The following is a 22,945-nucleotide window of genomic DNA, read 5'->3' as shown; positions in this document are numbered from 1 at the left end:
GATACGTTCACAATGCTTCCTGGAGCAGACGCTTATGAAACTCGATTCCTCGATTTCCGCGATCGTCACCGGCGGCGCCTCCGGCCTGGGGCACGCAACCGCGAAGGCGATCGCCGAAACGGGCGCGAAAGTCGCCATCTTCGATCTCAATGAGGAACTGGGCGAGAAGGTCGCCGCCGAAATCGGTGGCATTTTCTGCAAGGTCGATGTGCTGTCCGACGAGTCAGTCGATGCGGCGTTCGAGAAGGCGCGCTCGGCAAATGGCCAGGAGCGGGTCCTGGTCAATTGCGCTGGGACGGGCAACTCGATCAAGACGGCCGGCGTCGACAAGAAGACCGGTGAGATCAAGTATTTCCCCAGCGACAAGTTCGCTTGGGTGTTGATGGTCAACACGGTGGGCACATTTCGCTGCATCACCCGTTCAGCGGCGGGCATGCTGACGCTCGACCCGGTGGACGGGGAGCGCGGCGCGATCGTTTGCACCGCATCCGCTGCGGCCCAGGACGGGCAGATGGGTCAGGCGGCCTATTCAGCGTCGAAGGCGGCCGTGGTCGGCATGACGCTCCCGATCGCGCGTGATCTCTCCGGTTCGGCGATCCGCATCAACACGATCATGCCGGGCATTTTCGCGACGCCGCCGATGCTGGGCGTGCCGGACAATGTGCGCAGCGTACTGGAGGCATCGGTCCCCTTCCCGAAACGCTTCGGGGCGCCGGCTGAATATGCCAGCCTGGTGCTGGAAATGGTACGAAACGGCTATTTCAACGGCGAGACCGTGCGTCTCGATGGCGCCATCCGCATGCCGATGCGCTGAGGAGCAGCAAGATGAGCTTTATCCTGTACGAAGTTCGCGACCGCGTTGCGATCGTCACACTCAATCGGCCCGAGACGAACAACGCGCAGCACCCGCCTCTGCTTGCCGAGCTGGACGCTGCATTCGACAAGGCGGTCACCGACGACAATGTCCGGGTCATCGTGCTGAATGCCAGCGGCAAGCATTTCTCGGCCGGCCATGACATCTCGGCGGAGGTGGTGAAGCACGAACCCTGGCTGTCGATGTTCGACGATGTCAGCGCGAACGGCCTGCTTCGGATGTACCGCTGGGAAAGCAAGCATTTCCTGGGTTATTCGAACAAGTGGCGCAACCTGCCCAAGCCCACCATCGCCGCGGTTCAGGGCGCCTGTGTCGCAGCCGGGCTGATGCTGATCTGGCCGATGGATCTGATCGTCGCGGCCGACAATTCGCGCTTCTCCGATCCCGTGATCAACATGGCGATCGGCGGCGTCGAATATCACGGCCACACCTGGGAGTTCGGCCCCCGCAAGGCCAAGGAAATGCTGTTCACCGGCCGCTGGATGAATGCCGAAGAGGCCGAGAAGGTCGGCATGATCAATCGCGTGGTCCCGCTTGAGCAGCTGCATGAGGCGACGCTGGCATTGGCGAACGACATCGCGACCAAGCATCCGCACGGCCTGCTCATGGCCAAGCGCGCGGTCAATCAGACGATGGACATCATGGGACAATATGCCGCGATCCAGGCGTGCTTCGACACCCATTCTCTGGGCCATGCCAATGCCTGGGCCGCCGAAGGCCGGGTCACGCTCGCCAATCTCGAAGAAATGACTGCAGCCAACAAGAAGGCCTGAAGGATCCCGTCCAATGAAGCTTGCCCTCTCCGAAAGCCAGTCGATGCTGAAGGACACCGTCGCCCGCCTGTTCGCGGACGAGGCGACGCCCGAGCGGCTGCGCGCCGCCGAGGATACAGGGGTCGATCAGCCGCTGTGGGACAAGCTGGTTGAGCTGGGCATTGTCGGTATCCGGACGATCGAGCCGCAGGATGGCGGCATGACGCTGATGGATGCGGCCATCGTTGCCGAAGAGGCGGGCCGCCATGTCGCGCCCGTGCCGCTGATCGAAGCGATCGTGGCGATCGCGCTGCTCCACCGGACGGGTGCCCCCGCCGCGCTGTTGTCCGCGGTCGATAGCGGGGCGATCGCAACGCTTGCGCTCAACCCGGTCGTGCCGGGTGTGGCCCAACCGGTGCTCGGCGGGTCGCGCGCCCATGTCGTGCTCGCGCTTGACGGAAACGACCTTGTTGCCCTGACCGGGTTGAATGCCGCGAAAGCGCCCAATATCGCCGCCGCCGCGGTCGCCAATCTTGATCTGTCGTGCGGTGCGGGCGAGCGGTTCGTGCTGGCAACCGGCGACACTGCGGTATCGCAATTCGCCGCCGCGTGCGAGGAATGGAAGGTCCTCACCGCTGCCTATCTGGCCGGCCTTGGCCGCCGGGCGCTCGAGCTCGCCGCCGCCTATTCGGTCGAGCGCCATGCCTATGGCTCGCCGATCGGCGCCTATCAGGGCATTGCGCATCCGATGGCCGATGCGGCAACGCATATGGACGGGGCAAAATTGCTGGCATGGCGTGCCATTGCCTCGATTGCAGCGGGGGATGCCAAGGGAGGCGCGCGCGCCGCCATGGCCTATTGGTGGGCGGCGCATAGCGTAGACCAGGCGGTGCAACATTCGGTGCGTACCTTTGGTGGTTATGGCCTCAGCCTCGAATATGACGTCCAGCTCTATTTCCGCCGCGCCAAGCTGCTGTCGCTGATCGCGGGCGACCCCAATGCCGAGCTCGACCGCATCGCCGCGCGTCTTTGGGACGGCGAGACCGTAGCCCTGCCCCGTGCCGGGGAGGTCGAGATCAATTTCGAATGGGGCGCAGAGGCCGACGCCTATGCCGCCGAGTTGCGCAGCTTCGTCGAAGGCCAGATGACCCCCGATATCGAGGCGAAGAAGCACCACTCCACCGCGGGCCACCATCCCGGCTTCCACAAGAAGCTGGCCGAGGCCGGCCATGCCTATCCCGATCTCGGCGCCGACGGTCAGAAGGTCCGCAGCCGCTACGAAGTGATGGCCGCTGCGCCGATGTGGGAAGATATCGGCTGGACCCGCACGCCGCTCGCCGTCACCGAGTTCGTCGCCAAGATGGCGCAGCTCTGGTCGCAGCCGGAAACAAAGGAAGAGATCGTCGGCGCCATCGCCCGCGGCGAAGCATTGGGGGCGCTCGGCTTCTCCGAGCCGCAATCGGGCTCGGACGTGTTCGGCACCAAGTTCAGTGCCGTGCGCGAGGGTGACGAATGGGTGCTGAACGGGCAGAAAATGTTCACCACCAACGGCCACCAGGCCGACTATATCCTGATGCTGACCCGCACCGACAATAGCGGCAAGAAGCACCAGGGCCTGACAATGTTCATCATGCCGATGAAGCTGCCCGGTATCGAACTGCACCCGGTCTATACGCTGCAGGACGAGAAGACGAACATCACCTACTTCACGGATGTCCGCATTTCGGATCGCTACCGCATCGGCGAGGTCGGCGACGGCGCGCGCGTCATGGCATCGGCGCTCGGCTTCGAACATGGTGGATCCGGCTATCACGCGGCGCAGAGCGCGATGATGCGCCGGGCCCTTACCTGGGCGCGCAAGCCGAGCGGCAATGGCGCGGTGCCGATCGACAACCCGTTTATTCGTCGCGTGCTGGCTCGTGCCGCAATCAACGACGAAGTGGCGGACGTGCTCTGCCGGCGCCAGGTGTGGGCGGATGTCGAAGGCATCCACGACATCAGCTATGGCCCGATGGCAAAGATGTTCACGACCGAAACCATGTACCGGGACGCCAGCGCGATCGTCGAGGCCGGCGCGCCCGGTTCGCTGGTGCGCGGTGTCGATCCCGACATGGACTATGTCGAGACAACGATGCGGCGGGCCATCGCCATGACCGTCTATGGCGGCACCAGCGAAGTGCACCGCAGCCTGATCGCCGAGAAGTCGCTGGGCATGCCCAAATCGCGAAGCTGAATCCGCCCATGCTTGACAGGGAGCGCCTCGCGGCGTTCCACAGCGGGATGGACGAGACGAACAAGCATGGACAGTCGATCGGCCGCAAGGGCGCCGAGAGCCGGCGGCGGTTGCTCGATGCAGCCCGTCAGCTGATCGCGGTCGAGCCGGCGCACAAGCTGACGGCCAGTGCCATTGCCCGCGCAGCGACACTGGCCTCGCAAACATTCTATTTGTACTTCAAGGATATCGACGAAATCCTTCTGGCTCTCAGCCATGAGGCCGGGGCAGACATGGATGAGGTCCAGGAGGCGCTAGGTCGCGACTGGACATCGGCCACGCCTGCAGAACATGCGACGCGCTTCATCGACGCCTTCAGCGCCTATTGGGACCGGCATCGAGCGATCCTCACGGTCCGCAATTATTTGTCGGACAGCGCGCATCCCGCGTTCCTCGCCGTGCGCCAGGAAGCGGCAATGCCGCTGATCCATGCGATCGCCAAACGCATCCTCGCGGCGCACCCCGATGACGTCGATCCGAAATCGGCACTGGCGCGCAGCGTGATCATCTATTCGGCGATCGAGCGCATGGCAGCGCGCCCCGCAACGATGCGACAGAATCCTGCGATCGTCGCGCCGGATGACCTGAAACAGGCCGAGATCGACATCCTGACATTGCTGTTCACGCCGACCGTCAAGGGCTCGCCCGCAGATCGCGCACTCGCCTCGATCCGCCACCAGGCATAAAGAAGCCGCCCGGGCCAAGGGCCCGGGCGGCATAGCTTACCTATCGCGATGTTCAGCGCTTGCCGTCGAGCAGGCCCTTCAGGTTGCTGCTCATGAACATCTCCTGTTCTGCCGGCGTGAAATCCTTCACCTCGTTGAGGAAGTCGAGCGGCATCGCGAGCCCTTCGGCGTGCGGCCAGTCGCTGCCGAACACCAGGCGCTCGACCGGGACGAATTCGCGCAGCTCGTTCAGATCCTCCTCGTAATAAGGCTCGACGAACACGCTCTCGCGGAACGTATCGATCGGATGGCGCTTGAACGCCTGCGGCATCTGGCCATGGGCGCGCTTGAACATCTTCATCAGGTGCGGAACCCAGATCGAGCCGTTCTCGGCCGACATCCAGCGAATGTTCGGGAAGCGATCCATCACGCCATGCGCGATCAGCGCCGCGATGGTGTCGGCGATCGAGCGCCCCTGCGTATCCATGCAAGCCTTCAACGGATCCGAACGGTCGAACGCGACCATCTCGCTGGCGCCGCTACCCCACCAGCGATAGATCTGATCGTACCCGCTGTCGGACACATGCAGTACGACGAAGATGTTCGATTCGTTGACCTTGCCCCAGAAACGGTCGAACTCGCGAAGACCAGGAGAACGCGGGCCGAACAGGCCGGGCACCGGCGCCGGACGGATCAGGATATGGCGTGCGCCATTCTTCAGCGCCCAATCCAGTTCCTGTTCGGCCTTCTCGGCATCGGCCAGCGAGATATAGGCGCAGGGATAGAGCCGATCCTTGTAGTTGAAGCTCCATTCATCGAGCACCCAGGCGTTGAGCGAATGAACCAGCGCCGCCATCAGCTCGACATTGTTGCCCATATGCCCCTCGATGATCGAGGCCAGGGTCGGGAAGATGAGCTGGGCGTGCACGCCCTGCTCGTCGAGCAGTTTCAGCCGGGCTTCGGGATTGCCGAACTCGGGCTGATAGGCCAGCGGATCGCCGGTGAGCTCGCGCAGCGTCTTGCCCTCGGCATTCTCGCCACGATACCAGATTTCATGGCTGCCCGGCGCGGCGACGACCTCGAAGGTCGGGTTGGGTATATATTCGCTGATATGCCCGTTGATCGCCAGCTTGGTGCGGCCCTCGACCTGCACATACTGGAAATCCTTGTGAAACTGTTTGGGCAGATGGCGGCGGAACGTGTCCATCGTCTCATAGAGATGTCCATCGCCGTCATAGACCGCATAGGGCAAAATGCGGGTTTCGGGTTCGCGTTCAAGTACAGCCGTTACAGCCACAATCTCTCTCCTTGATCGCCGCAGCCGTATCAGGCCGCGTTGCGTATTGCTTCGGGTTCGAACATCGGAAGCCAGATATCCTCATCGTGATCGAACGTGACTCTGACACGCATCCCGATGTGGACCTGATCGGATGCGATTCCGCATATGTTGGTGGTGAGCTGAAGTCCGTCCTGCTCGTCCAGCCGCACGACGCCGATGACATAAGGCACCTCGAGGCCGGGCCCCCACGCCTTCTCGTTCACCGTATAGCTGAACACCGTGCCTCGTCCCGACAGCGGCTCGGGGGCGAGATGCTTGGTCAGGCATTTCGGACAGACCGGTTGGGGCGGATGCACCCAGAAGCTGCAATCCTGGCATCGCAGCATGCGCAGCACGCCGTCTTCGCCGCTTGTCCAGTAGAAGCGGTTCAGATCGTCGAGCCTGGGCAGCATCCGCTGATAACCGGCACCCATCTCACTCGGCCGCTTCGAGTTCGCCGTCCTGCTTGGCGACGTCCATGAACATTTTGGTGATGTCGCCCGAGGTCACCCGGCGCGCGACCTCGCCCTCGGCGAGCGGTGCGGGGCCACCATAGCTTCGCGGCGCGGTGTCGATATGCTCGGCTGCCTTGCGCAACCTGCCGACGGTGCAGTTTTCCCGGCCGCCCATCATTCCAAAAGCGTCGAAGTTGAACAGGCGCAGCGCGTTGCCATGGGTGATCTTCTCGATCGCGGTGTCGGAAATCCCGCTCAGCGTCGCCCTCAGGCGGTCGGCCGATTCCGGCCACACCGTATCGGAGTGCGGATAATCGCATTCATAGGCGACATTGTTCTCGCCGATCTTGTCGAGATTCTCGAGGCCGAAGGCATCGTCGATGAAGCAGGTCAGGAAATGCTCGCGGAACACATCGCTCGGCTTCTTCTTTCCGAAATCAGCATGGGTCCAGGCCTTGTGATGCTCATGGACGAAGTCGGCACGTTCGAGGAAATAGGGAATCCAGCCGATCCCGCCTTCGGACAGCGAGACCTGGAGCGGATAGCGCTGCAATGCCTTGAGGTGCAGCCAGTCCGCCGCCGAATTGACGATCGAGATCGGCATGGTCGTGATCCAGGCATCGATCGGCGATTCCATCGATGCATGCGGGGCCTGCGCACCCGATCCGATATGAATGTTGATCACGATGTCGTGGTCGGCGCACGCCTTCCAGAGCGGTTCCCAATGCTCGTTGTGGATGCTCGGCTGTCCCTTGAGCGAGGGATTGTCGCTGAAGGTGATCGCGTGGCAGCCCTTTGCGGACACGCGCTTGATCTCCTCGACGGTCGCATCGATGTCCCAATAGGGCACCAGCGCCAGCGGGATGTTCCGGCCCGGATGGCTGCCGCACCATTCGTCGATATGCCAGTCATTATAGGCCCGCAACAGTGTCAGCGCGTTCGCCTTGTTGTCGAACTCGTGGAACAGCGCGCCGTCGAAGCGGACCACGCTTGGGAAGTTGAGCGACGCCAGGATTCCGTTGGCGTTCATGTCCTCGATGCGTGAATCGATGTCCCACGCGCCCTTGCGCATCTGCTCGAACGAAACCGGCTCGCAGCCATATTCCTCTTTCATCCGGCCGACGACGGCATTCAGCCCGATCGAGCCGGTACGCTTGCCCTCGTAGAGCCAGAAATCCGCGCCGTTCGCATCCTTGCGCAGCTCCGGCTTGATCGCCTTGTGCTGCACCGAAAGATGCTGGTCATACATGGTGGGCGGCTCGACGATATGGTCGTCGACGCTGACGATAATGAGATCCTCAACCTTCATGGCATCGATCCTCTTCCTAAAACTGACATGTTGTTGGTTTTCTGACTACAACAATCCGCACCCTGCGTAAAGGCGGTTCAGCTCAGCGCTTGACCAGTTCGACCGATGAGGTGTCGCGGTCCCAGGTCGCCTCGGTGATCCCCTGATCGCGCAGCTCATATTTGAGCACACGTCCGACGGGATTCTTGGGCAACGCCGCGCGGAATTCGATAAAGCGCGGCACCGCGAAATAGGGCAGGTTCTCAACCGACCAGCGGCACAGTTCTTCCTCGGTCAGCGCCGCCCCCTCGACGAGGACGATCGTCGCCTTCACATCGTCCTCCAGGTCGGCCAGCACGGCATGGACGGCGACTTCCTGGATTGCGGGATGCAGGCTGAACACCCCCTCCACTTCCATCGACGAGATATTCTCGCCGCGGCGGCGCAGATAGTCCTTCTTCCGGTCGAGGAAGTAGAACCAACCGTCAGCGTCGAACTTGCCGATGTCGCCGGTATGGAACCAGAAGTTCTTGAGCACCTTCATCGTTTCGGCGGGCCGGCCCCAATAGCCCTCGAACATCACATGGGGCTTTTTCGGGCGGACCAGGATTTCGCCCGGCGTGTCGTCTGCGACCTCGGCGTCGTCATCATCGACGATCATCACTTCGAAATCGTCATTGTGGGTGCCCGAGCTTGCGGTGGGGCGCGGCACGGTCATGTCGACACTGGTGACGATCGCGCATTCGGTCAGGCCATAGCCAACCGGCGCATGGACATGCTTGGGCGCAAAGCGTTCGCGCCAGATCGTCTGCAGCTCTTCGGGAAACGGTGCGCCCCCTGCCACGCGCAGCTTGCCCTTGTAACGCAACGAGGCGGGGTTGTCGGGCGCCTCGGCCACGAACCGCACCATCGACGAGAGGATATGGGTGACGGTCGCGCCGACCCGCTCCAGCTCGTCCCAAAAGCGCGACACCGAGAAGCGCGGATAGATCGCGCATTTCCCGCCCACCATCATCGACGACAGGACGGTCGCGGAATATTGATTCATGTGGAAGCCGGGCAGTGGCGTCCACACGACATCATCCCCGTCATAATGAAGGCAGGTCGCAAGCTGTCGTGCCTGGTTGCACAGATAGTTCTGGCTGATCATGCAGCCCTTGGAGGGTCCGGTGGTGCCAGCGGTGTAGACCAGCATCGCAAGATCGCCGGGCTTGCTCTCATGGCCCGTGGGTTCCTCGGTGGGGACCAGCACATCGGCGAGCATGCGCATCTCGAGCTTGTGCGCCGCCATGCCTTCCGGCAGCTCGCCCTTGATCAGCAGTACCCGGGCGTCGGGCAGGCCGCCCTCGATCGCGATCAGCCGCTCGACATATTCCTTTTCGGCGACGAGCACGGCGGCCCGCGAGTCCGCGACCTGGTGGCGCAGATACTCGCCCTTATAAGCGGTATTGAGCGGGACATGGACCGCGCCGATCTTTGCGCAGGCAAACAACAGCAGCAGCTGTTCGACGCAGTTGTCGAGGATCGATATCACGCATTCGCCGGCACGCGCGCCCGATGCCCGCAAGGCATGGGCAAGGCTCGTGCTCTGCGCATCGAGGAAGCCAAGCGTGTACTTCTCGCCCGAATAATCCACGAACTCCCAGTTGGGGCCGCGCTTCGCCAGGGCGCTCCGCAGCACTTCGACCGTGGTCGTCTGCGTGCCGGGGGACCAGTTGGGGTTCGTCATGATCGTCCTCTCATCTTGTTCAGTCGCGCACCAGCAGCATCGCGCCCGCCATCGGACCGCCGCCATTGGTGACCGCTGCAACCTTGGGATCTCCGGCAACCTGCCGTGCTCCGCCCTGCCCGCGAAGCTGGACCACAGCTTCGTGAATGAAACCGAAGCCATGGGTGCGCCCACCGGACAATTGCCCGCCATGAGGATTGAGCGGCAGCGCGCCGTCACGCGCGATTCGGCTGCCGCCTTCGACAAAGGCGCCGCCCTCGCCGATCCCGCAAAACCCCATCGCCTCGAGCCAGGTCAATGCAAGGAAACTGAACCCATCATAGAGCAGCGCGACATCGACGTCCGCAGGCTTCAAATCGGTTCGCGACCACAGCATCCGCGCGGCATCATGTGCCGCCATGCGCGGCATGTCCGCCTGGTCCCAGGCGGCCCGGCCATGGATGCCGCCACCCACCGAGTCGATGCGCACGACCGGCTTGCTGCGGTCTGCCACCGCATCCGCGGCGGAGAGCAGGATCACGGTCGAGGCATCGGTCGGTGCGTCGCAATCGAGCAGGCCGAACGGCGTGCTGATCATCCGCGCCGACAGATAATCGTCCATCGTCATTAGATCGCGGAACAGCGCCTTGGGATTGTCCATCGCGCCGCGCCGCGCGTTGAGTGCGATCGCGCCAAGATGCTCGCGCCGGGTCCCGTACAGATGAAAATGGCGCTGCGCATATTGCGACAACCAGTTGGTCGCCGAGATCGCGTCATAGGGGAAAATATACTGAAATTCGCCGTCGAGCCGAACGCGTTGCGTGCGGACTTCGGCATTCTCCTTCCACGACGCCCCGCCCGACCCTTCCTTGACGGTACGGAAACACAGGACGTGCCGCGCCAACCCCGCCTTGATCGCAGCATAGGCATTGATGATGGAACCAAGCTGCGCCGACCCTTCCATCGCCCCGGCAAACCAGTTCAGTTTGAAATCGAGCGCTTCCTTGAGATCCATCGTGCCGACGGGAGAGAACGGGATCGCATCGGGCCGGCGGCCCGGAAAGGTCGACATGCCGTCGATGTCGGCAACGGTCAGCCCGGCATCGGCGATCGCCTCCAGGGCCGCGTCCACTGTCAGCTCGAGCCCCGACTGCGCCAGCTTTCGCCCGACCGCAGACTGCCCGATGCCAGTGATGACGACGTCGATTCCCGCCATGTTCATCCTTCTCCTGCCCGCGACATAGCTGACATTATGTCAGTTCTCCAAAGCTGCGTGTGCAACTGTCTGTTTCATCACATACGTGACCGCGTTCAGGCGATGACGCCCGTCTCGAAGAGCGCCTCGATCTCGTCCGCTCGATAGCCGAGCTCTGCCAGCACGGTCCGGCTGTGCTGGCCCAGCATCGGCGGGGCGACCGGCGAGACAACCGGCGTACGGCCAAGCTTGAGCGGGGAAGCAACGAGCTTCACCTCGCCTGCGCTGGGATGCGCGACCGTAGCGACCATATCGCGCGCAGTCGCTTCCGGCGCGGCGAGCGCTTCCCCAACCTGACGCACCGCGCCGGTCGGTACGCCGACCGATCGCAGGCCCGCCAGCCACCATTCGGTCGTGTGCCGGCGCATCAGCGGCATGATCTCCGCCAGCAGCGCATCGCGATTGGCAACGCGCGAACCATTCTTCGCGAACCGTTCATCCGTCGCGAGATCGGGCCGGTCGAGCAGGCGGGTTGCGAAGGCCGTAAACTGCGCATCATTGCCGACCGCGACCACCACCTGTCCGTCGAGGGTGTCGAACAATTGATAGGGCACGACCGTCGGATGGCCGTTCCCATAGCGGCGCGGCTCGGTGCCGGCGACAAGCGCGGCGCTGCCGACATTGGCCAGCATCGCAAGCTGGCAATCATAGAGCGCCATGTCGAGATGCTGCCCGGCCCCGTCGCGATCGGCGGCGATCAGCGCCGCCAGGATCGCCTGTGCCGCAGCCATGCCGGTGAAAAGATCGGCAACAGCCACCCCGACCTTCATCGGCTCGCCATCAACCGGGCCGGTGACCGACATCAGCCCCCCTTCGGCCTGGATCACATAATCATAGCCGGGCCGCTCCGCGATGGGCGAGCGCCGCCCATAGCCCGAGATCGAACAATAGACGATGCGCGGGTTGATCGCGGCGATCGACGAATAGTCGAGGCCGAACTTCTCCAGCCCGCCCAGCTTGTAATTCTCGACCAGCACATCGGCCTGCGCCGCCAGATCGCGCACGATGCGCTGTCCTTCGGGCTTCGAGATATCGAGCGCGACGCTGCGCTTGTTGCGATTGGCGCACAGATAATAGGCCGACTCGCCACCGGTATAGGGCGGGCCCCAATGGCGCGTGTCGTCACCGCCGCGCGGATGCTCGACCTTGGTGACCTCGGCGCCCAGGTCCGCGAGCACCATCGTGCACCAGGGGCCGGCCAGCACACGCGACAAGTCAAGGACACGGCGCCCGGCAAGGGGTGCCGCGCCCTTGTTCATGTTCGTCATTCGATCCCCCGATTGGTCAGATTGGCAGGTCGCGCATCACGCGGTTTGCAGGCTCGGCATGATAATGCGCGACGGCTCCCGGTTGGGCATCTGCACGACGTTGCGGCTGCCGCGGCCGAAGCGCGCGTCGATCTGTTCCATCAGTGCCTTGGACAATTCCTCCTCGCGCCCGCGCATCACCTCGCTGATGCCGCCGATGCCGACGATCATGCGCTGCTGGCCGCTGATCCGGGGCAACGGCGCGGCGATGATGCCGCCGCCGCGGGTCACCATGTCGCAGGTGAAGGCATAGCCCTTGCGCCGGATCACGGCGATCTCCTCGAGCAGGTCGCGGATCTTGACCAGGGCTTCCCCATCCTGCGCCTCGGCATTGATCCGCATCACCAGCCGGGTGATCTCCGAATCGGTCATGGTGCTGAGCAGCGCATAGCCCGCGCCCGATGCGGCGAGCGGCCGCACGGTCCCGAGCGTCATGTGCAGTCGCGCCGGACTGGTCGCCTGGATCACATGGATATACTGGATATGCAGACCGTTGCGCACGGCAAGGACGATGGTGTCGCCCGTCTGCTCGTTCAGCTCCTTCATCATGGAGATGATGGCGCCCTCTGCAAAGAACTGCGAGTTCACCCAGCTGCCAAGGAGCGCAACGCGGCTCGAGGTGATGTAGGTGCGCGCCATGGGATCATAGTTGAGGTAACCCAGGCTTACCAGGCTACGAAGGAGCGCGGAGGTGCTGGACTGGGGATAGCCAAGCGCATCGGCGATCTCCATCACCGTCGACTGGCGTTGCAGATCGTCAAAATATTCAAGGATTTCAAGCACTCGACCGGCAGATTTGACGGTCTTGTTCTCAATCGGCGCGCGAACCAGAATACGGTCTCGCGACGGGGCCGAACGGCGACGTGCCATCGGTTCTCTCCTAATTTCGGCGCTGCTGACGAGCGCTTGCGATCCATCGGCAACCGCAAGCTGCCTCAATCACATCCGTGCTGTCCATAGCAGACGGATCACATATGTGATATGCTGCACCCTCCTCCCCGAAAAGCCGACAATATGTTATTTTCTGGCCATGGCGGATCGTAGAACCGCCGCATCCGGAGAGGCATGATGCAGGTACGCTTTCCCAAATGGGATTTCTCGAAAGTCCGGGCGCATTGGGCGCCGCATCGCGAATTCGCGCAGATGCAGAACGCGGCATCGACCGTCCCGGCTTATATCGAACCCTATCTGGTCAAGGTGATGCTGCAAGCGCAGGCTGCGCTGCCCGCCCGATATGAGAAACTTCACAAGGATCTGGCGATCTTCATCAAGCAGGAGATGCAGCATTGCCGGCAGCATCTGCTGTTCAACAAGGCGCTGCGCGCTGACGGTTATGAAGGCATGCTGGGGATCGAGAAGGAATATGAAGCGGATTACGATCGCTTCCTGAAGACCAAGTCGCTGCGCTTCAACGTCGCCTATTCGGAGGGATTCGAGGCGGTCAGTTCCGTCGCGGTCGACAATTTCTTCGAGGATTTCGCGCCATTCCTCGAGGGCGCCGATACCGAGGCGGTCGAAATGTGGAAATGGCATCTGGCTGAGGAATATGAGCATCGCGAGGTGGCGCACGATGTCTATCACGCATTGTTCGGTCGCGGACCGATCGCCTATCTCTATCGTATCTGGGCGTTCTTCTACGCGGTGAAGCATATCCGCGGCCATGTGCGCAAAGTGCAGACCTATCTGCTCGATAAGGACCGCGAGGGCATGAACGCGGAGGAACGCGCCGCCTCGATCGCACGGCAGCAGCATGTCCAGCAGGTCACCGCTCGGCACGCCAAGGCGCATCTCAAGCGCATCCTGTCGCCTTTCTACAAGCCCGCCGACCGGTTGCCGCCGCGCGGCCTACAGGAAGTCCTCGATCGCTACGCCCGCAAGCCGGCTGCCGCGACAGCCTAGGCTATCCCGGGCCATCCCAGCACGGATGTGTTGATCGTCGGCGCCACGGTGTCAGCGCGCGGCACCGCGGCTAGGATCGTGCCCGGAAGGAACAGCAAAATGGCAGCCAAACGGCTTCTCGTCCTCGGCGCTTGCGGGGACATCGGACAGGGCATCGTCCGCGGCGCGCACGCACGGGGCTTCCGGCTTGTCGCCGGGGACCGAAACGCCGAGCGCCTTGTTCGCTATGACGACGGCTCGGGCATCGCCACCGTGGTCGGCGATCTCGGCTCGGTGGAAGCCGCGATCGCATTGTGGGAGGCAGCGCAGGTGCCGTTTGGGGACATCGATGCAGTCGCCATCGCGGTCAATGCACCCAATGCGGCAAAGCCCCTGCTCGAATGGTCGAGCGCCGAAATGGCGGAGGTCTATGCGACCAATTTGCTGACCCATTTCCATGCGATCAAGGCGATGCTCCCGCGGCTGCCGCGAGACGGGATGCTGGTCGGGATCGGCGGCGGCACAGCGGACTTCATCCTCCCCAAAATGGCGCAGCTTTCGATGCTCCAGGCGGCACAACGGATGATGTACCGCGGCTTCGCCAGGGAATATCGCGACGGCGCGCAGATACGCGAGCTGATGCTGATCAGCATGATCAACGGCGAGCGCAAGCGCGATATCGCCGAACCGCATTGGGTGATGGACACCGAGGTCGGCGAGCATGTCTGCGCGATCATCGAAGATCCCGAAACCTTCGCCGGACCGATCCTGAGGCTGGAATCACGCGACCAGATCGGCAAACCCGAAACGGCACGCGAAAGGGCTTCTGCATGAGCGGCCCCGTCCTCAAGGCCGAGCGTGAGGGGCCGATCCTGATCCTGACGATCGACGATCCCGCGACGCGCAATGCGCTGAGCCCCGAGCTGACGCGCGCGCTGGTTGCCGCCTGCGCCGAAGCCAATGCGGACATGAGCGTCAGCTGTGTGATCTTGACGGGTGCAGGCGACGTGTTCTGCGCGGGCGGCAACATCAAGGACATGTATGCCCGCGCCAATCACTTCGCAGGCAATGCGGCGGAAATTCGCCGGACCTATCAGGCCGGCGTGCAGACGATCGCCCGCGCGCTATATGACCTCGAAGTCCCCTCGATCGCAGCGGTCAATGGCGCGGCGATGGGCGCTGGGATGGACTTCGCCACGATGTGCACCATGCGCATCGCGTCGGAACGGGCAAAGTTCGCGGAGAGCTTCATCAAGCTCGGTCTGACTTCGGCGGCCGGCGGGGCATGGTTCCTCAATCGCGCGATCGGCGCATCGGCTGCGGCGGAACTGGCGCTTACCGGCGACACGATCGATGCCGCGCGTGCGCTCGAGATCGGGCTTGTCAGTGGCGTGGTGCCGCACGCCGCGCTGCTCGACGAAGCCAGGGCACTCGCGAAGCGGATCGCCCGGCATCCCGCCCATTCGATCCGGCTCAATACGCGATTGCTGCGCGAGTCGGCGCGGCTCGATCTGTCCGCCGCACTGGAGATCGCATCGGCGATGCAGGCCGTCGTCCAACAGACTGACGATCAGTATGAGGCGGTCGCCGCTGCGGTGGAAAAGCGCCCGCCCGCCTATAAGGGCAAGTGATGGATCCGCTTGCGGTATATCGGCTGGACGAGCGGCTCGCTGTCGTGACCGGGGCAGCATCCGGCATCGGGCTCGAAACGGCACGCTTCTATGCCGCGATGGGTGCAACGGTCGTGATGGCCGATATCGACGGAAGGATGCTGGCCGCACGCGCAGCCGAGATCGGCAATCGCGCGCATGCCTTTGCCGCCGATCTGTCCGCCCCCCAGGCACTCGAACGGCTGGCCCGGTTCGCCGCGTCCATCGCGCCGATCGATATCTGGGCGAATGTCGCCGGCACGGCGGGCCTGTTCGATCTGGTCGATGCCGAGCCGGATGCCTATGCGCGCATCGTGCGGATCAACATGGACGGCACCTATTGGGGGTGCGCCGCCGCAGCGCGCGCAATGGGGACGCGAGGGGGCACGATCATCAACGTGTCGTCCAATGCCGCGGACCAACCAATGGCGGGCCTGTCGGTCTATGCGATGACCAAGGCCGCGGTGAACATGCTGACGCGCAGCCTGGCGGTCGAGCTTGGGCCGAAGCAGATACGCGTCAATGCCGTCGCGCCGGGCTTCGTCCTGACGGGGATGACCGGTCAGGCGCGAATGACAGCGGACAAGCTCGAGGAAACGCTCCGCCGCAACGCTGCCCGTTCGCCGATCGGCGCAACCGGCGAACCTGCCGACATCGCCCATGCCATGCTCTATCTCGCCTCCGATGCCAGCCGCTATGTCACCGGTCAGATCCTGCGGGTGAATGGCGGCGCGACCATGCCAGGATAGGCATTCCTGACGCTGTTTCAGCATCCCCGTGATGCTTGCCCTGCGCTGGTTGCCCCCTGAGCGCGCCGCGTCATACCGGATCGGGAGACTTCGATTTCGGGGAATATTTCGTGATCAATCCAATGAACCTGTCAGGCCGAACCATCCTGATCACGGGAGCTGCACAGGGGATCGGGCTGGCGACCGCACAGCTTTGCGCGGCGCTCGACGCCAATGTCATCCTGCTCGATCGCAGCGAAGAACAACTCGACGCGGCGTTGGCATCGTTCGATTCGGGCAAGGCGATGAAGATCGCCGGCAGCGTCACGGATCGCGCGTTCGTGAAACAGGCTGTGGCGGAGGCCGCTGCGCGCTTCGGCGGGATCCATGGCCTGGTGAACAATGCGGGCATCACCCGCACTGCAATGATCGACAAGATGACCGCCGATGACTGGCAGGCGGTGATCGACGTCAACCTGACCGGCGCGTTCAACATGCTTCAGGCGGTCGGCATGGACATGATCGCTCGCGCCAAGAGCGGCGAGAGCGATCCCGGGGCCATCGTCAACATCTCGTCGGATGCGGGCCGCAAGGGCACGATCGGCCAGATCAACTATGGCGCGGCCAAGTCCGGCGTACTGGGCCTGACCATGTCGGCCGCACGCGAATGGGGCCGCTACGGGATCCGCACCAACTCGGTCGCCTATGGTATCGTCGAGACGGACATGACCGAGACGGTGCGCAGCGAAAAATTCCGCGATCGCTATCTCGCCAATATTCCGCTCGGCCGGTTCCTGACCAAGGAGGAGGCGGCCAATTCCATCGCCTTCCTGCTGTCTCCCGCCGCCGCCTTCATCACCGGACAGCATCTGTCGGTGAATGGCGGTTCGCACATCACGGCCTGAGCCTATGTCCGCGACCGCCCTTCATCTGGATCTGCCCGAACTCCCCGAAGCCGCCGAGACGCTGCGTGCGAAGGTCCGCGCTTTCGTCGCACGCGAACGCGCGGAAGGGCATTTGCCGCCGCCGGAAAAGATCGGCCTCGGCTTCGATATCGAAACCACCAAGCGGATCGCGGCACAGGGATGGATCGGCCTGACCTGGCCCAGGCAATATGGCGGCGGCGAGCGAACCGCGCTCGAGCGCTATGTGATGAACGAGGAGCTGCTCGCCGCCGCACTCCCTGTCGGCGCACATTGGGTAGCGGACCGGCAGAGTGGTCCGGTTCTGCTCAAGTTCGGAAACGACGCGCAGAAAGACTTCTACCTGCCCCGGATCGCTGCGGGTGACTGCTATTTCTGCATCGGGATGAGCGAGCCGGAATCGGGGTCCGACCTCGCCTCGCTCAAGGCGCGCGCGGAAAAGGTCGCGGGCGGCTGGCGCATCAACGGGCGCAAGATCTGGACCACCAATGCACACCGCGTTCACTACATGATCACGCTCGTTCGGACCTCGACGGTCGAGGGTTCGCGCCATGCCGGTCTCAGCCAGCTGATCGTCGATCTCAAGACGCCGGGCGTCACCATCAGTCCGATCATCTCGATGGCCGGCGAACATGACTTCAACGAGGTGCTGCTCGAGGACGTGTTCGTCCCGGACGACGCGTTGATCGGGCAGGAAGGCAATGGCTGGAACCAGGTCTCGGCCGAACTCGCTTATGAACGATCCGGACCCGAACGGTGGCTGTCGAGCTTCCGGCTGGTCTCCGAACTGATCGACATTCTCGGCCCGGACGCCCAGCCGGCGAGCCTTGAGGAACTCGGGCGGCTGCTCTCGCATCTCCTATCGCTGCGCCAGCTTTCAATGTCGGTAGCCAGCATGATCCAGCGCGGATTGTCACCCAATCTCGAGGCCTCGATCGTCAAGGACCTCGGTACCAAATTCGAGCAGGAGGCGGTGCGCGTCGTGCGCAACCTCGTCGCCTCCGAAGATCTGACTGCCAATGGCCGCAATGCGCGGCTGGGGCGCCTGCTGAGCCATGCGCAGGTCTATGCACCCGCCTTCACCATTCGTGGCGGTACCAACGAGATTTTGCGCGGGATCATCGCGCGTGGGATTGGCCTGAGATGAGCGAGAACCGCGCATTCTTCCGCGAAACGGTCGAACAGATCCTTGCCGACACGCTCGACCAGAGCCGGATCGAGGCGAGCGAACAGCGCACGCTACCGGCGGCGCTCTACGAAGCGCTGGAGGAGAATGGCGTCACCCGAATGCTGGTACCCGAGGGCCAGGGCGGGATCGGCGCGGATATCGGCGATTCCTTTGCGATCCTGCGCGCCATGGGTGCCGCTGCTGCACCCGGACCGATTGTCGAAACGATGCTGGGCAACAAGCTGCTGGCCGAGGCCGGACTTGACCCCGCAGACGGGTTGATCGCGCTTGCCTTTGCCGACGATGGCGCGGCCATGCTGCATGCGGTGCCCTGGGGCGGCGGCGTCGATCATGTACTGGCGGTCACCCCGTCCGGCATTTCGCTGAGCGCCTCGGCCAATTGGGACATCGAACCTGCGCTCGATGCGGCGGACGAGCCGCGCGACACGCTGAGAGGCTCACTCGGCGCGATCGTCGCGCTCGACACGTCCGCCGCGTTGCGCACCGCCGCCATTCTGCGCGCGGGGCAGATGTTGGGCGCGATCGAATGGACGCTGGCACGCAGCATCGATTACGCGGGCGAGCGCAAGCAGTTCGGCCGTGAAATCTCGAAATTCCAGGTGATCCAGCAGATGCTGGCCGAGCTCGCCGCGCATATGCTCGCATCCGCCGGTATTGCCGAAGCAGCGGCGGACGCGGCCAGCGAAACGCTCATCGCTGCCGCTCGCTCGCGGCTGGGCGATGCCGCCGACGCCGCGATCGGCATCGGCCATCAGGTTCATGGCGCGATGGGGTTCAGCAAGGAATATGCGCTCAACCACCGCACGCGCCGGCTGATGGCCTGGCGGGACGATTTCGGCAGCGTCCAGTTCTGGCGCCGCCGCCTTGCCGGCGGGTTCGTGACCTGCAGCCGCGAGGAATTCTGGCCGGCGATCGCCGATGCCGGCAACCGGCGCGCAGCCTAGAATGCGCGACTGGTCGCCCCAACGCATCGTCGACCGGTTGCAGATCGAGGAGCAGCTCTATCTCTATTGCCGCGCGATCGACCGGATCGACATGGCTCTGCTCGCGAGCGTGTTCCACCCAGACGCGATCATCGACAAGGGCGATGGTGCGGTGCCGGTGGCGGATTTCATCGCAACGGTCGCAGCGCGCCACCCCGGCGTCCCCCGTGCGTCGCATATGGTGGCCAATCACCTGATCGAGTTCACCGCGGCCGACACCGCATTCGTCGAAAGCTGGTGCCTCGCCGTCGAGCAGCATAGGGGCACCCCGGCGGTCGATCGCATCTACCGTGTCCGCTATGGCGACAGCTTCGCTCGGGGCGACGGCGGCTGGCGGATCGCGCATCGCAGCTTCGTTGTCGATCATGTGCTGAACGCGCCGGTCGACCCCGCGCTGATCCTCGACATGGGCGGCCGCCATGAGGGACGGCGCGACCTCGACGATGTGATCGAACGGCTGCGGCGGAGCCCGCCGGCGCAGCCCTGACCGGTCAATCCAGTTCGATCGCCCTGGTCACCGATCTGGTCAGGCCAAAGCTCGGCATGGCCATGCTGTGCTTGCCGACGCCGCCTGCCACATAGAGGAGATAATCCTCCGGGCGCGACACCAGCGGCACGAACGGATCACTCGCCGAGTCACGGTTGAAGGGCGCCATGGCATCGTAATTGTCACGGGTGATCCCGACCAGTCTGGACAGCCTGTTGCCCGCGTTCGCGAACAGATAGTCCTGAACCTCGCGCAGACCGATGCCGTCGCGCGCGATCGTGTCGGCATGTTCGGGGCCGATGCAGATCGCGACCTCGCCATGCCCGAGATAGCTGTTGTTATGGCCCAGCGTCGAGAGCGTGCTGACGAAGGTCTTGAGGATGCCCGCTCCATCCTCGCTGGTATGATTATTGATCTCATGGGGCGCTTCGGAACCGTGAACGGTGACGGTGCTTACTGCGGGGTCGAACCCTCGGCGGACGTGCAGCGGCTCCCAGGGCGATGCCATCTCGTTTTCGCCCATGCAGAAGGAGAATTTGGCGGGCGTGCCATGCGTTGCGCGGTCGCCATTTCCCGGTGATCCTCCGGCGATATTGATGAGGATCAGGCGGATCGCCCGTCCGATGGTCGCATTGGCACGCCAGCCCGGCCCCATGCAGTTATAGCCCGAGTTGATGCGCAGCCGCTCGACCGCGGGACCATTGACGACCAGCATCGGCGTGACGGGATGGGTGGTGGCGTTGATGCCATAGAGATTGAATTCGTCCTCCAGCATCGCCTCGCACGCGGCAATCAGCACGGGCAGATATTTGGGACGGCAACCTGCCATGACTGCGTTGACCGCGATCTTCTCGATCGTCGCCTTGCCGTAACCCGGCCCCATCGCGCCAAGCGACTGGCCAGCATCGCGGCGTGTCCCGGCCAGCATCCGCGACACCCGCGCTTCGGTCGGCGGGATCACGGGCAGCCCGTCGGTCACGCCCAGCTGATAGAGCGCCTCGTTCGCCGCCTCGAAATCGAGATCGTCGGCCAGGTCGAGAAATCGGTCGTCGGTCATGGATCAGATCTCGCAGAACATGTTGCTACGCGCGAAATTGTTGCGCTCGCCGATATAGCGGTCGGTGTAGTCGCTCTCGAGCTGCGCCGCGCTGCCGGTCAGGACCCGCACCACCTGTTCGATCATCCCGTGCGCACGTTCGACAACGATTTCTGCTGCGACGTCGCCCATCGGGTGGGGCACCATCACGATCGGAAGTCCGGGCAGGCCCAGTGCGATCGCCTCCTGCTGCCCGAGCACCACGAACGCGTCGCTGTTGACGGTCGCGGTCGGCACGCCGCGCTTCTCCAGCGTCACGCCGTCATGGATGCACCAGGACGTGCACGAGCCGCAGTCGCCATAAGCGTTGATCACCGCGTCGCACGCCGCCAGTGCGTCCAGCATCGCCGCGGGAGCGCCGGGCGACGAGCTGATCTTGCGGTAGGAATGCACCTCCGCGACGCCATAGTCGCGCTGCAGGATCTCGCCTGCCGCCTTGAGCAGCAGCGCCGCGTTCTTCTTGGTGTTGTCGAGCAGGCCGATCCTCTTGCCGTTCAGCGTATCGAGCCGCGGGGCGATGGGATGGCGCTCGACGCTGTTCGTGCCGAGGGGGCTGAGCAGGCGGCCGGTCATGCACTCTCTCCTTCGCCGGCGACGATTCTCCGTCCATCTTCCTGGATCAAGCAACCGGGCGTTTGATCACACAGGTGATGGGCCGGATCGCTGCTGCGATGCTATCGTCGGCACATGATCGTCGATGCGCAGATCCATGTCTGGGGAGCGGATTGCCCCGAGCGTCCATGGCCCCGCGCCGGCACCGGTGGCCGGACCGCCCGGGCTCAGCGCGACGATCCGATGACCGCGGCCGAAGCGCTGTCGGCGATGGACGCAGCATGCGTCACCCGCGCGATCCTTGTCCCGCCTTCCTGGGAAGGGGAACGCAACGACCTCGTCCTTGCCGCCGCCTCGGCGCACCCGGACCGCTTCGCGGTGATGGGGCGCCTGCCGCCCGATCTGCGTTCGCTGGCCCGGTGGCGGCATCAGCCCGGCATGTTGGGCGCCCGGATCATCCTGGGTACCGAGACTGTCGATCACTGGCTTTGGACCGAAGCGCAGGCGCAGAATGTCCCGCTCATGATCGCCCCTGCCGGCAAGGTGCCGCTGCTCGCCCGTATCGCGCGCGAATATCCCGCGCTGCGGCTGATCATCGATCATATGGGTGCGCGGGTTCACAAGACTGGCGCAACGGCGTTCGCGCAGGTTGAGGAGGTGATCGCGATGGCCGCGCTGCCCAATGTCGCTATCAAGGCAACCTGCCTGCCCGGCTACAGCGCGGCGGGCCATCCCTGGCCCGACGTCACCCCCTATCTGCGGCGGCTGTTCGACGCCTTTGGCGCCGAACGGACCTTCTGGGGATCGGACCTCAGCCGCCTGCCCTGCCCCTATCCGATGCTGGTGCGCTTCTTCCACGAGGAGCTGCCCTGGCTCAAAGGACAAGCGCGCGATCAGGTCATGGGCGGCGCAATCCTGCGCTGGCTGGATTGGAAGCAGCACTGGTCACATCCGCCAGCAAACGGCAAAGGAACTGCATCGCCATGACGAAGCTTCAGGACATTCCGGTAAGAATGATCGACGGCCGCGAGACGCGGCTCTCCGAACATGCCGGCAAGGCGCTGCTGATCGTCAACACTGCCTCCAAATGCGGCCTGACCCCGCAATATGAAGGGCTCGAGGCGCTGTACCGCACCTATCGCGACCGGGGGTTCGAAGTGCTGGGGTTTCCATCCAACGATTTCCGCGGGCAGGAGCCGGGAACGGATGCCGAGATCGCCGACTTCTGCCAGTCCGCCTATGCCGTGGATTTCCCGATGTTCGCCAAGATGGTCGTGGCGGGCCCGGACAAGCACCCGCTCTATGCTGCGCTGATCGAGGCGCAGCCTGCCGCCGTCAGCACCAGCGGCGGCGCGATGCGTGCCAGGCTGGAGAGCCACGGCATCGCGGTGAACCCGCCACCCGAAGTGCAATGGAATTTCGAGAAGTTCGTGCTGGCTCCGAACGGCAGCGTCACCGCGCGGTTCGCGCCCGATACGCTGCCCGCCGACCCGGCGATCCTCGCAGCGATCGAAGAACAGCTTCCGCGCTGATCGAGCATAGATGTGCGCAATCGGCGCGAAGGCG

Annotated in this window: 23 protein-coding genes; 14 read left to right on the top strand and 9 right to left on the bottom strand. The window is 63.8% G+C overall.

Annotated features, from left to right (window positions below):
- Positions 1–34 precede the first annotated feature (34 nt).
- The 4 genes from BDW16_RS13905 to BDW16_RS13890 are packed head-to-tail and all read left to right on the top strand — an operon-like array spanning position 35 to position 4,584.
- Positions 35–814: an SDR family NAD(P)-dependent oxidoreductase gene (locus BDW16_RS13905; protein ID WP_066580682.1), complete on the top strand. Its 780-nt coding sequence runs from the start codon at positions 35–37 to the stop codon at positions 812–814.
- 11 nt (positions 815–825) lie between these two features.
- Positions 826–1,647 (top strand): enoyl-CoA hydratase, encoded by an 822-nt coding sequence (locus BDW16_RS13900; RefSeq protein WP_066580681.1) that lies wholly within the window; start codon positions 826–828, stop codon positions 1,645–1,647.
- Positions 1,648–1,660: 13 nt separating this feature from the next.
- Positions 1,661–3,859, top strand: coding sequence for an acyl-CoA dehydrogenase family protein (locus BDW16_RS13895; protein WP_066580679.1), 2,199 nt, complete (start codon positions 1,661–1,663; stop codon positions 3,857–3,859).
- A gap of 47 nt (positions 3,860–3,906) precedes the next feature.
- Positions 3,907–4,584 (top strand): TetR/AcrR family transcriptional regulator, encoded by a 678-nt coding sequence (locus BDW16_RS13890; protein ID WP_157926346.1) that lies wholly within the window; start codon positions 3,907–3,909, stop codon positions 4,582–4,584.
- A 52-nt stretch (positions 4,585–4,636) separates the two neighbouring features.
- On the opposite strand, the gene BDW16_RS13885 is transcribed toward BDW16_RS13890, so the two are convergent.
- The 7 genes from BDW16_RS13885 to BDW16_RS13855 all read right to left on the bottom strand — a co-directional run bounded on the left by BDW16_RS13885 (position 4,637) and on the right by BDW16_RS13855 (position 12,677).
- The gene (locus BDW16_RS13885; protein ID WP_237241186.1) at positions 4,637–5,860 is read right to left on the bottom strand and encodes an amidohydrolase family protein; all 1,224 of its coding nucleotides are present in this window, start codon (positions 5,858–5,860) and stop codon (positions 4,637–4,639) included.
- Positions 5,861–5,889: 29 nt separating this feature from the next.
- A complete protein-coding gene (locus tag BDW16_RS13880; RefSeq protein ID WP_066580676.1) occupies positions 5,890–6,315 on the bottom strand; it encodes a Zn-ribbon domain-containing OB-fold protein in 426 nt (141 codons plus the stop codon).
- Between the two features lies 1 nt (position 6,316).
- The gene (locus BDW16_RS13875; RefSeq protein WP_066580674.1) at positions 6,317–7,645 is read right to left on the bottom strand and encodes an amidohydrolase family protein; all 1,329 of its coding nucleotides are present in this window, start codon (positions 7,643–7,645) and stop codon (positions 6,317–6,319) included.
- 82 nt (positions 7,646–7,727) lie between these two features.
- Positions 7,728–9,353 (bottom strand): AMP-binding protein, encoded by a 1,626-nt coding sequence (locus BDW16_RS13870; protein ID WP_066580670.1) that lies wholly within the window; start codon positions 9,351–9,353, stop codon positions 7,728–7,730.
- A 19-nt stretch (positions 9,354–9,372) separates the two neighbouring features.
- Positions 9,373–10,548 (bottom strand): thiolase family protein, encoded by a 1,176-nt coding sequence (locus tag BDW16_RS13865; protein ID WP_100362875.1) that lies wholly within the window; start codon positions 10,546–10,548, stop codon positions 9,373–9,375.
- A gap of 95 nt (positions 10,549–10,643) precedes the next feature.
- Positions 10,644–11,855: a CaiB/BaiF CoA transferase family protein gene (locus BDW16_RS13860; RefSeq protein WP_198585795.1), complete on the bottom strand. Its 1,212-nt coding sequence runs from the start codon at positions 11,853–11,855 to the stop codon at positions 10,644–10,646.
- A gap of 36 nt (positions 11,856–11,891) precedes the next feature.
- A complete protein-coding gene (locus BDW16_RS13855) occupies positions 11,892–12,677 on the bottom strand; it encodes an IclR family transcriptional regulator (protein WP_066580666.1) in 786 nt (261 codons plus the stop codon).
- A 285-nt stretch (positions 12,678–12,962) separates the two neighbouring features.
- On the opposite strand from BDW16_RS13855, the gene BDW16_RS13850 reads away from it, so the two are divergent.
- From BDW16_RS13850 to BDW16_RS13815, 8 genes are all read left to right on the top strand, one after another.
- The gene (locus tag BDW16_RS13850) at positions 12,963–13,793 is read left to right on the top strand and encodes a metal-dependent hydrolase (RefSeq protein WP_083954409.1); all 831 of its coding nucleotides are present in this window, start codon (positions 12,963–12,965) and stop codon (positions 13,791–13,793) included.
- A 99-nt stretch (positions 13,794–13,892) separates the two neighbouring features.
- The gene (locus BDW16_RS13845) at positions 13,893–14,606 is read left to right on the top strand and encodes an SDR family NAD(P)-dependent oxidoreductase (protein ID WP_066580663.1); all 714 of its coding nucleotides are present in this window, start codon (positions 13,893–13,895) and stop codon (positions 14,604–14,606) included.
- On the top strand, positions 14,603–15,403 hold the full coding sequence (locus BDW16_RS13840) for an enoyl-CoA hydratase-related protein (protein ID WP_066580661.1): 801 nt from the start codon (positions 14,603–14,605) through the stop codon (positions 15,401–15,403). Before BDW16_RS13845 ends, BDW16_RS13840 begins: the two co-directional genes overlap by 4 nt.
- 44 nt (positions 15,404–15,447) lie before the next feature.
- Positions 15,448–16,170, top strand: coding sequence for an SDR family NAD(P)-dependent oxidoreductase (locus tag BDW16_RS13835; protein WP_157926345.1), 723 nt, complete (start codon positions 15,448–15,450; stop codon positions 16,168–16,170).
- A gap of 110 nt (positions 16,171–16,280) precedes the next feature.
- Positions 16,281–17,054 (top strand): SDR family NAD(P)-dependent oxidoreductase, encoded by a 774-nt coding sequence (locus BDW16_RS13830; RefSeq protein WP_198585794.1) that lies wholly within the window; start codon positions 16,281–16,283, stop codon positions 17,052–17,054.
- A gap of 4 nt (positions 17,055–17,058) precedes the next feature.
- On the top strand, positions 17,059–18,219 hold the full coding sequence (locus BDW16_RS13825) for an acyl-CoA dehydrogenase family protein (protein ID WP_066580656.1): 1,161 nt from the start codon (positions 17,059–17,061) through the stop codon (positions 18,217–18,219).
- Complete coding sequence (locus tag BDW16_RS13820) at positions 18,216–19,205, top strand: acyl-CoA dehydrogenase family protein (protein ID WP_066580654.1); 990 nt, start codon at positions 18,216–18,218, stop codon at positions 19,203–19,205. The genes BDW16_RS13825 and BDW16_RS13820 overlap by 4 nt, the downstream gene beginning before the upstream one ends.
- A gap of 1 nt (position 19,206) precedes the next feature.
- Positions 19,207–19,731 carry a nuclear transport factor 2 family protein gene (locus tag BDW16_RS13815; RefSeq protein ID WP_066580652.1) on the top strand — a complete coding sequence of 175 codons (525 nt, stop codon included), beginning with the start codon at positions 19,207–19,209 and terminating at the stop codon, positions 19,729–19,731.
- A gap of 4 nt (positions 19,732–19,735) precedes the next feature.
- Here BDW16_RS13815 and BDW16_RS13810 read toward each other — a convergent pair whose 3' ends face one another.
- On the bottom strand, positions 19,736–20,788 hold the full coding sequence (locus BDW16_RS13810; RefSeq protein WP_066580650.1) for a hypothetical protein: 1,053 nt from the start codon (positions 20,786–20,788) through the stop codon (positions 19,736–19,738).
- A 3-nt stretch (positions 20,789–20,791) separates the two neighbouring features.
- Positions 20,792–21,400, bottom strand: a complete 609-nt coding sequence (locus BDW16_RS13805) for a UGSC family (seleno)protein (protein WP_066580648.1) — start codon at positions 21,398–21,400, stop codon at positions 20,792–20,794.
- 114 nt (positions 21,401–21,514) lie between these two features.
- Between BDW16_RS13805 and BDW16_RS13800 the strand changes: the two genes are divergently transcribed.
- Complete coding sequence (locus tag BDW16_RS13800) at positions 21,515–22,366, top strand: amidohydrolase family protein (protein ID WP_066580646.1); 852 nt, start codon at positions 21,515–21,517, stop codon at positions 22,364–22,366.
- Complete coding sequence (locus tag BDW16_RS13795; RefSeq protein WP_066580645.1) at positions 22,363–22,911, top strand: glutathione peroxidase; 549 nt, start codon at positions 22,363–22,365, stop codon at positions 22,909–22,911. Before BDW16_RS13800 ends, BDW16_RS13795 begins: the two co-directional genes overlap by 4 nt.
- Positions 22,912–22,945 lie beyond the last annotated feature (34 nt).

Source organism: Sphingomonas koreensis (assembly GCF_002797435.1).
Taxonomy (GTDB): domain Bacteria; phylum Pseudomonadota; class Alphaproteobacteria; order Sphingomonadales; family Sphingomonadaceae; genus Sphingomonas; species Sphingomonas koreensis.
The sequence above is the reverse complement of the archived record's forward strand: the minus strand, read 5'-3'. Positions and strand labels throughout refer to the sequence as shown.

Excerpts from the sequence above, each read along its gene's own strand:
- BDW16_RS13890 (WP_157926346.1), top strand. The coding sequence starts at position 3,907 with ATGGACGAGACGAACAAGCATGGACAGTCGATCGGCCGCAAGGGCGCC.
- BDW16_RS13900 (WP_066580681.1), top strand. The coding sequence starts at position 826 with ATGAGCTTTATCCTGTACGAAGTTCGCGACCGCGTTGCGATCGTCACA.
- BDW16_RS13875 (WP_066580674.1), bottom strand. The coding sequence starts at position 7,645 with ATGAAGGTTGAGGATCTCATTATCGTCAGCGTCGACGACCATATCGTC.
- BDW16_RS13880 (WP_066580676.1), bottom strand. The coding sequence starts at position 6,315 with ATGGGTGCCGGTTATCAGCGGATGCTGCCCAGGCTCGACGATCTGAAC.
- BDW16_RS13845 (WP_066580663.1), top strand. The coding sequence starts at position 13,893 with ATGGCAGCCAAACGGCTTCTCGTCCTCGGCGCTTGCGGGGACATCGGA.
- BDW16_RS13825 (WP_066580656.1), top strand. The coding sequence starts at position 17,059 with ATGTCCGCGACCGCCCTTCATCTGGATCTGCCCGAACTCCCCGAAGCC.
- BDW16_RS13840 (WP_066580661.1), top strand. The coding sequence starts at position 14,603 with ATGAGCGGCCCCGTCCTCAAGGCCGAGCGTGAGGGGCCGATCCTGATC.
- BDW16_RS13895 (WP_066580679.1), top strand. The coding sequence starts at position 1,661 with ATGAAGCTTGCCCTCTCCGAAAGCCAGTCGATGCTGAAGGACACCGTC.
- BDW16_RS13800 (WP_066580646.1), top strand. The coding sequence starts at position 21,515 with ATGATCGTCGATGCGCAGATCCATGTCTGGGGAGCGGATTGCCCCGAG.
- BDW16_RS13860 (WP_198585795.1), bottom strand. The coding sequence starts at position 11,855 with ATGACGAACATGAACAAGGGCGCGGCACCCCTTGCCGGGCGCCGTGTC.
- BDW16_RS13810 (WP_066580650.1), bottom strand. The coding sequence starts at position 20,788 with ATGACCGACGACCGATTTCTCGACCTGGCCGACGATCTCGATTTCGAG.
- BDW16_RS13850 (WP_083954409.1), top strand. The coding sequence starts at position 12,963 with ATGCAGGTACGCTTTCCCAAATGGGATTTCTCGAAAGTCCGGGCGCAT.
- BDW16_RS13870 (WP_066580670.1), bottom strand. The coding sequence starts at position 9,353 with ATGACGAACCCCAACTGGTCCCCCGGCACGCAGACGACCACGGTCGAA.
- BDW16_RS13820 (WP_066580654.1), top strand. The coding sequence starts at position 18,216 with ATGAGCGAGAACCGCGCATTCTTCCGCGAAACGGTCGAACAGATCCTT.
- BDW16_RS13805 (WP_066580648.1), bottom strand. The coding sequence starts at position 21,400 with ATGACCGGCCGCCTGCTCAGCCCCCTCGGCACGAACAGCGTCGAGCGC.
- BDW16_RS13905 (WP_066580682.1), top strand. The coding sequence starts at position 35 with ATGAAACTCGATTCCTCGATTTCCGCGATCGTCACCGGCGGCGCCTCC.
- BDW16_RS13865 (WP_100362875.1), bottom strand. The coding sequence starts at position 10,548 with ATGGCGGGAATCGACGTCGTCATCACTGGCATCGGGCAGTCTGCGGTC.
- BDW16_RS13815 (WP_066580652.1), top strand. The coding sequence starts at position 19,207 with ATGCGCGACTGGTCGCCCCAACGCATCGTCGACCGGTTGCAGATCGAG.
- BDW16_RS13795 (WP_066580645.1), top strand. The coding sequence starts at position 22,363 with ATGACGAAGCTTCAGGACATTCCGGTAAGAATGATCGACGGCCGCGAG.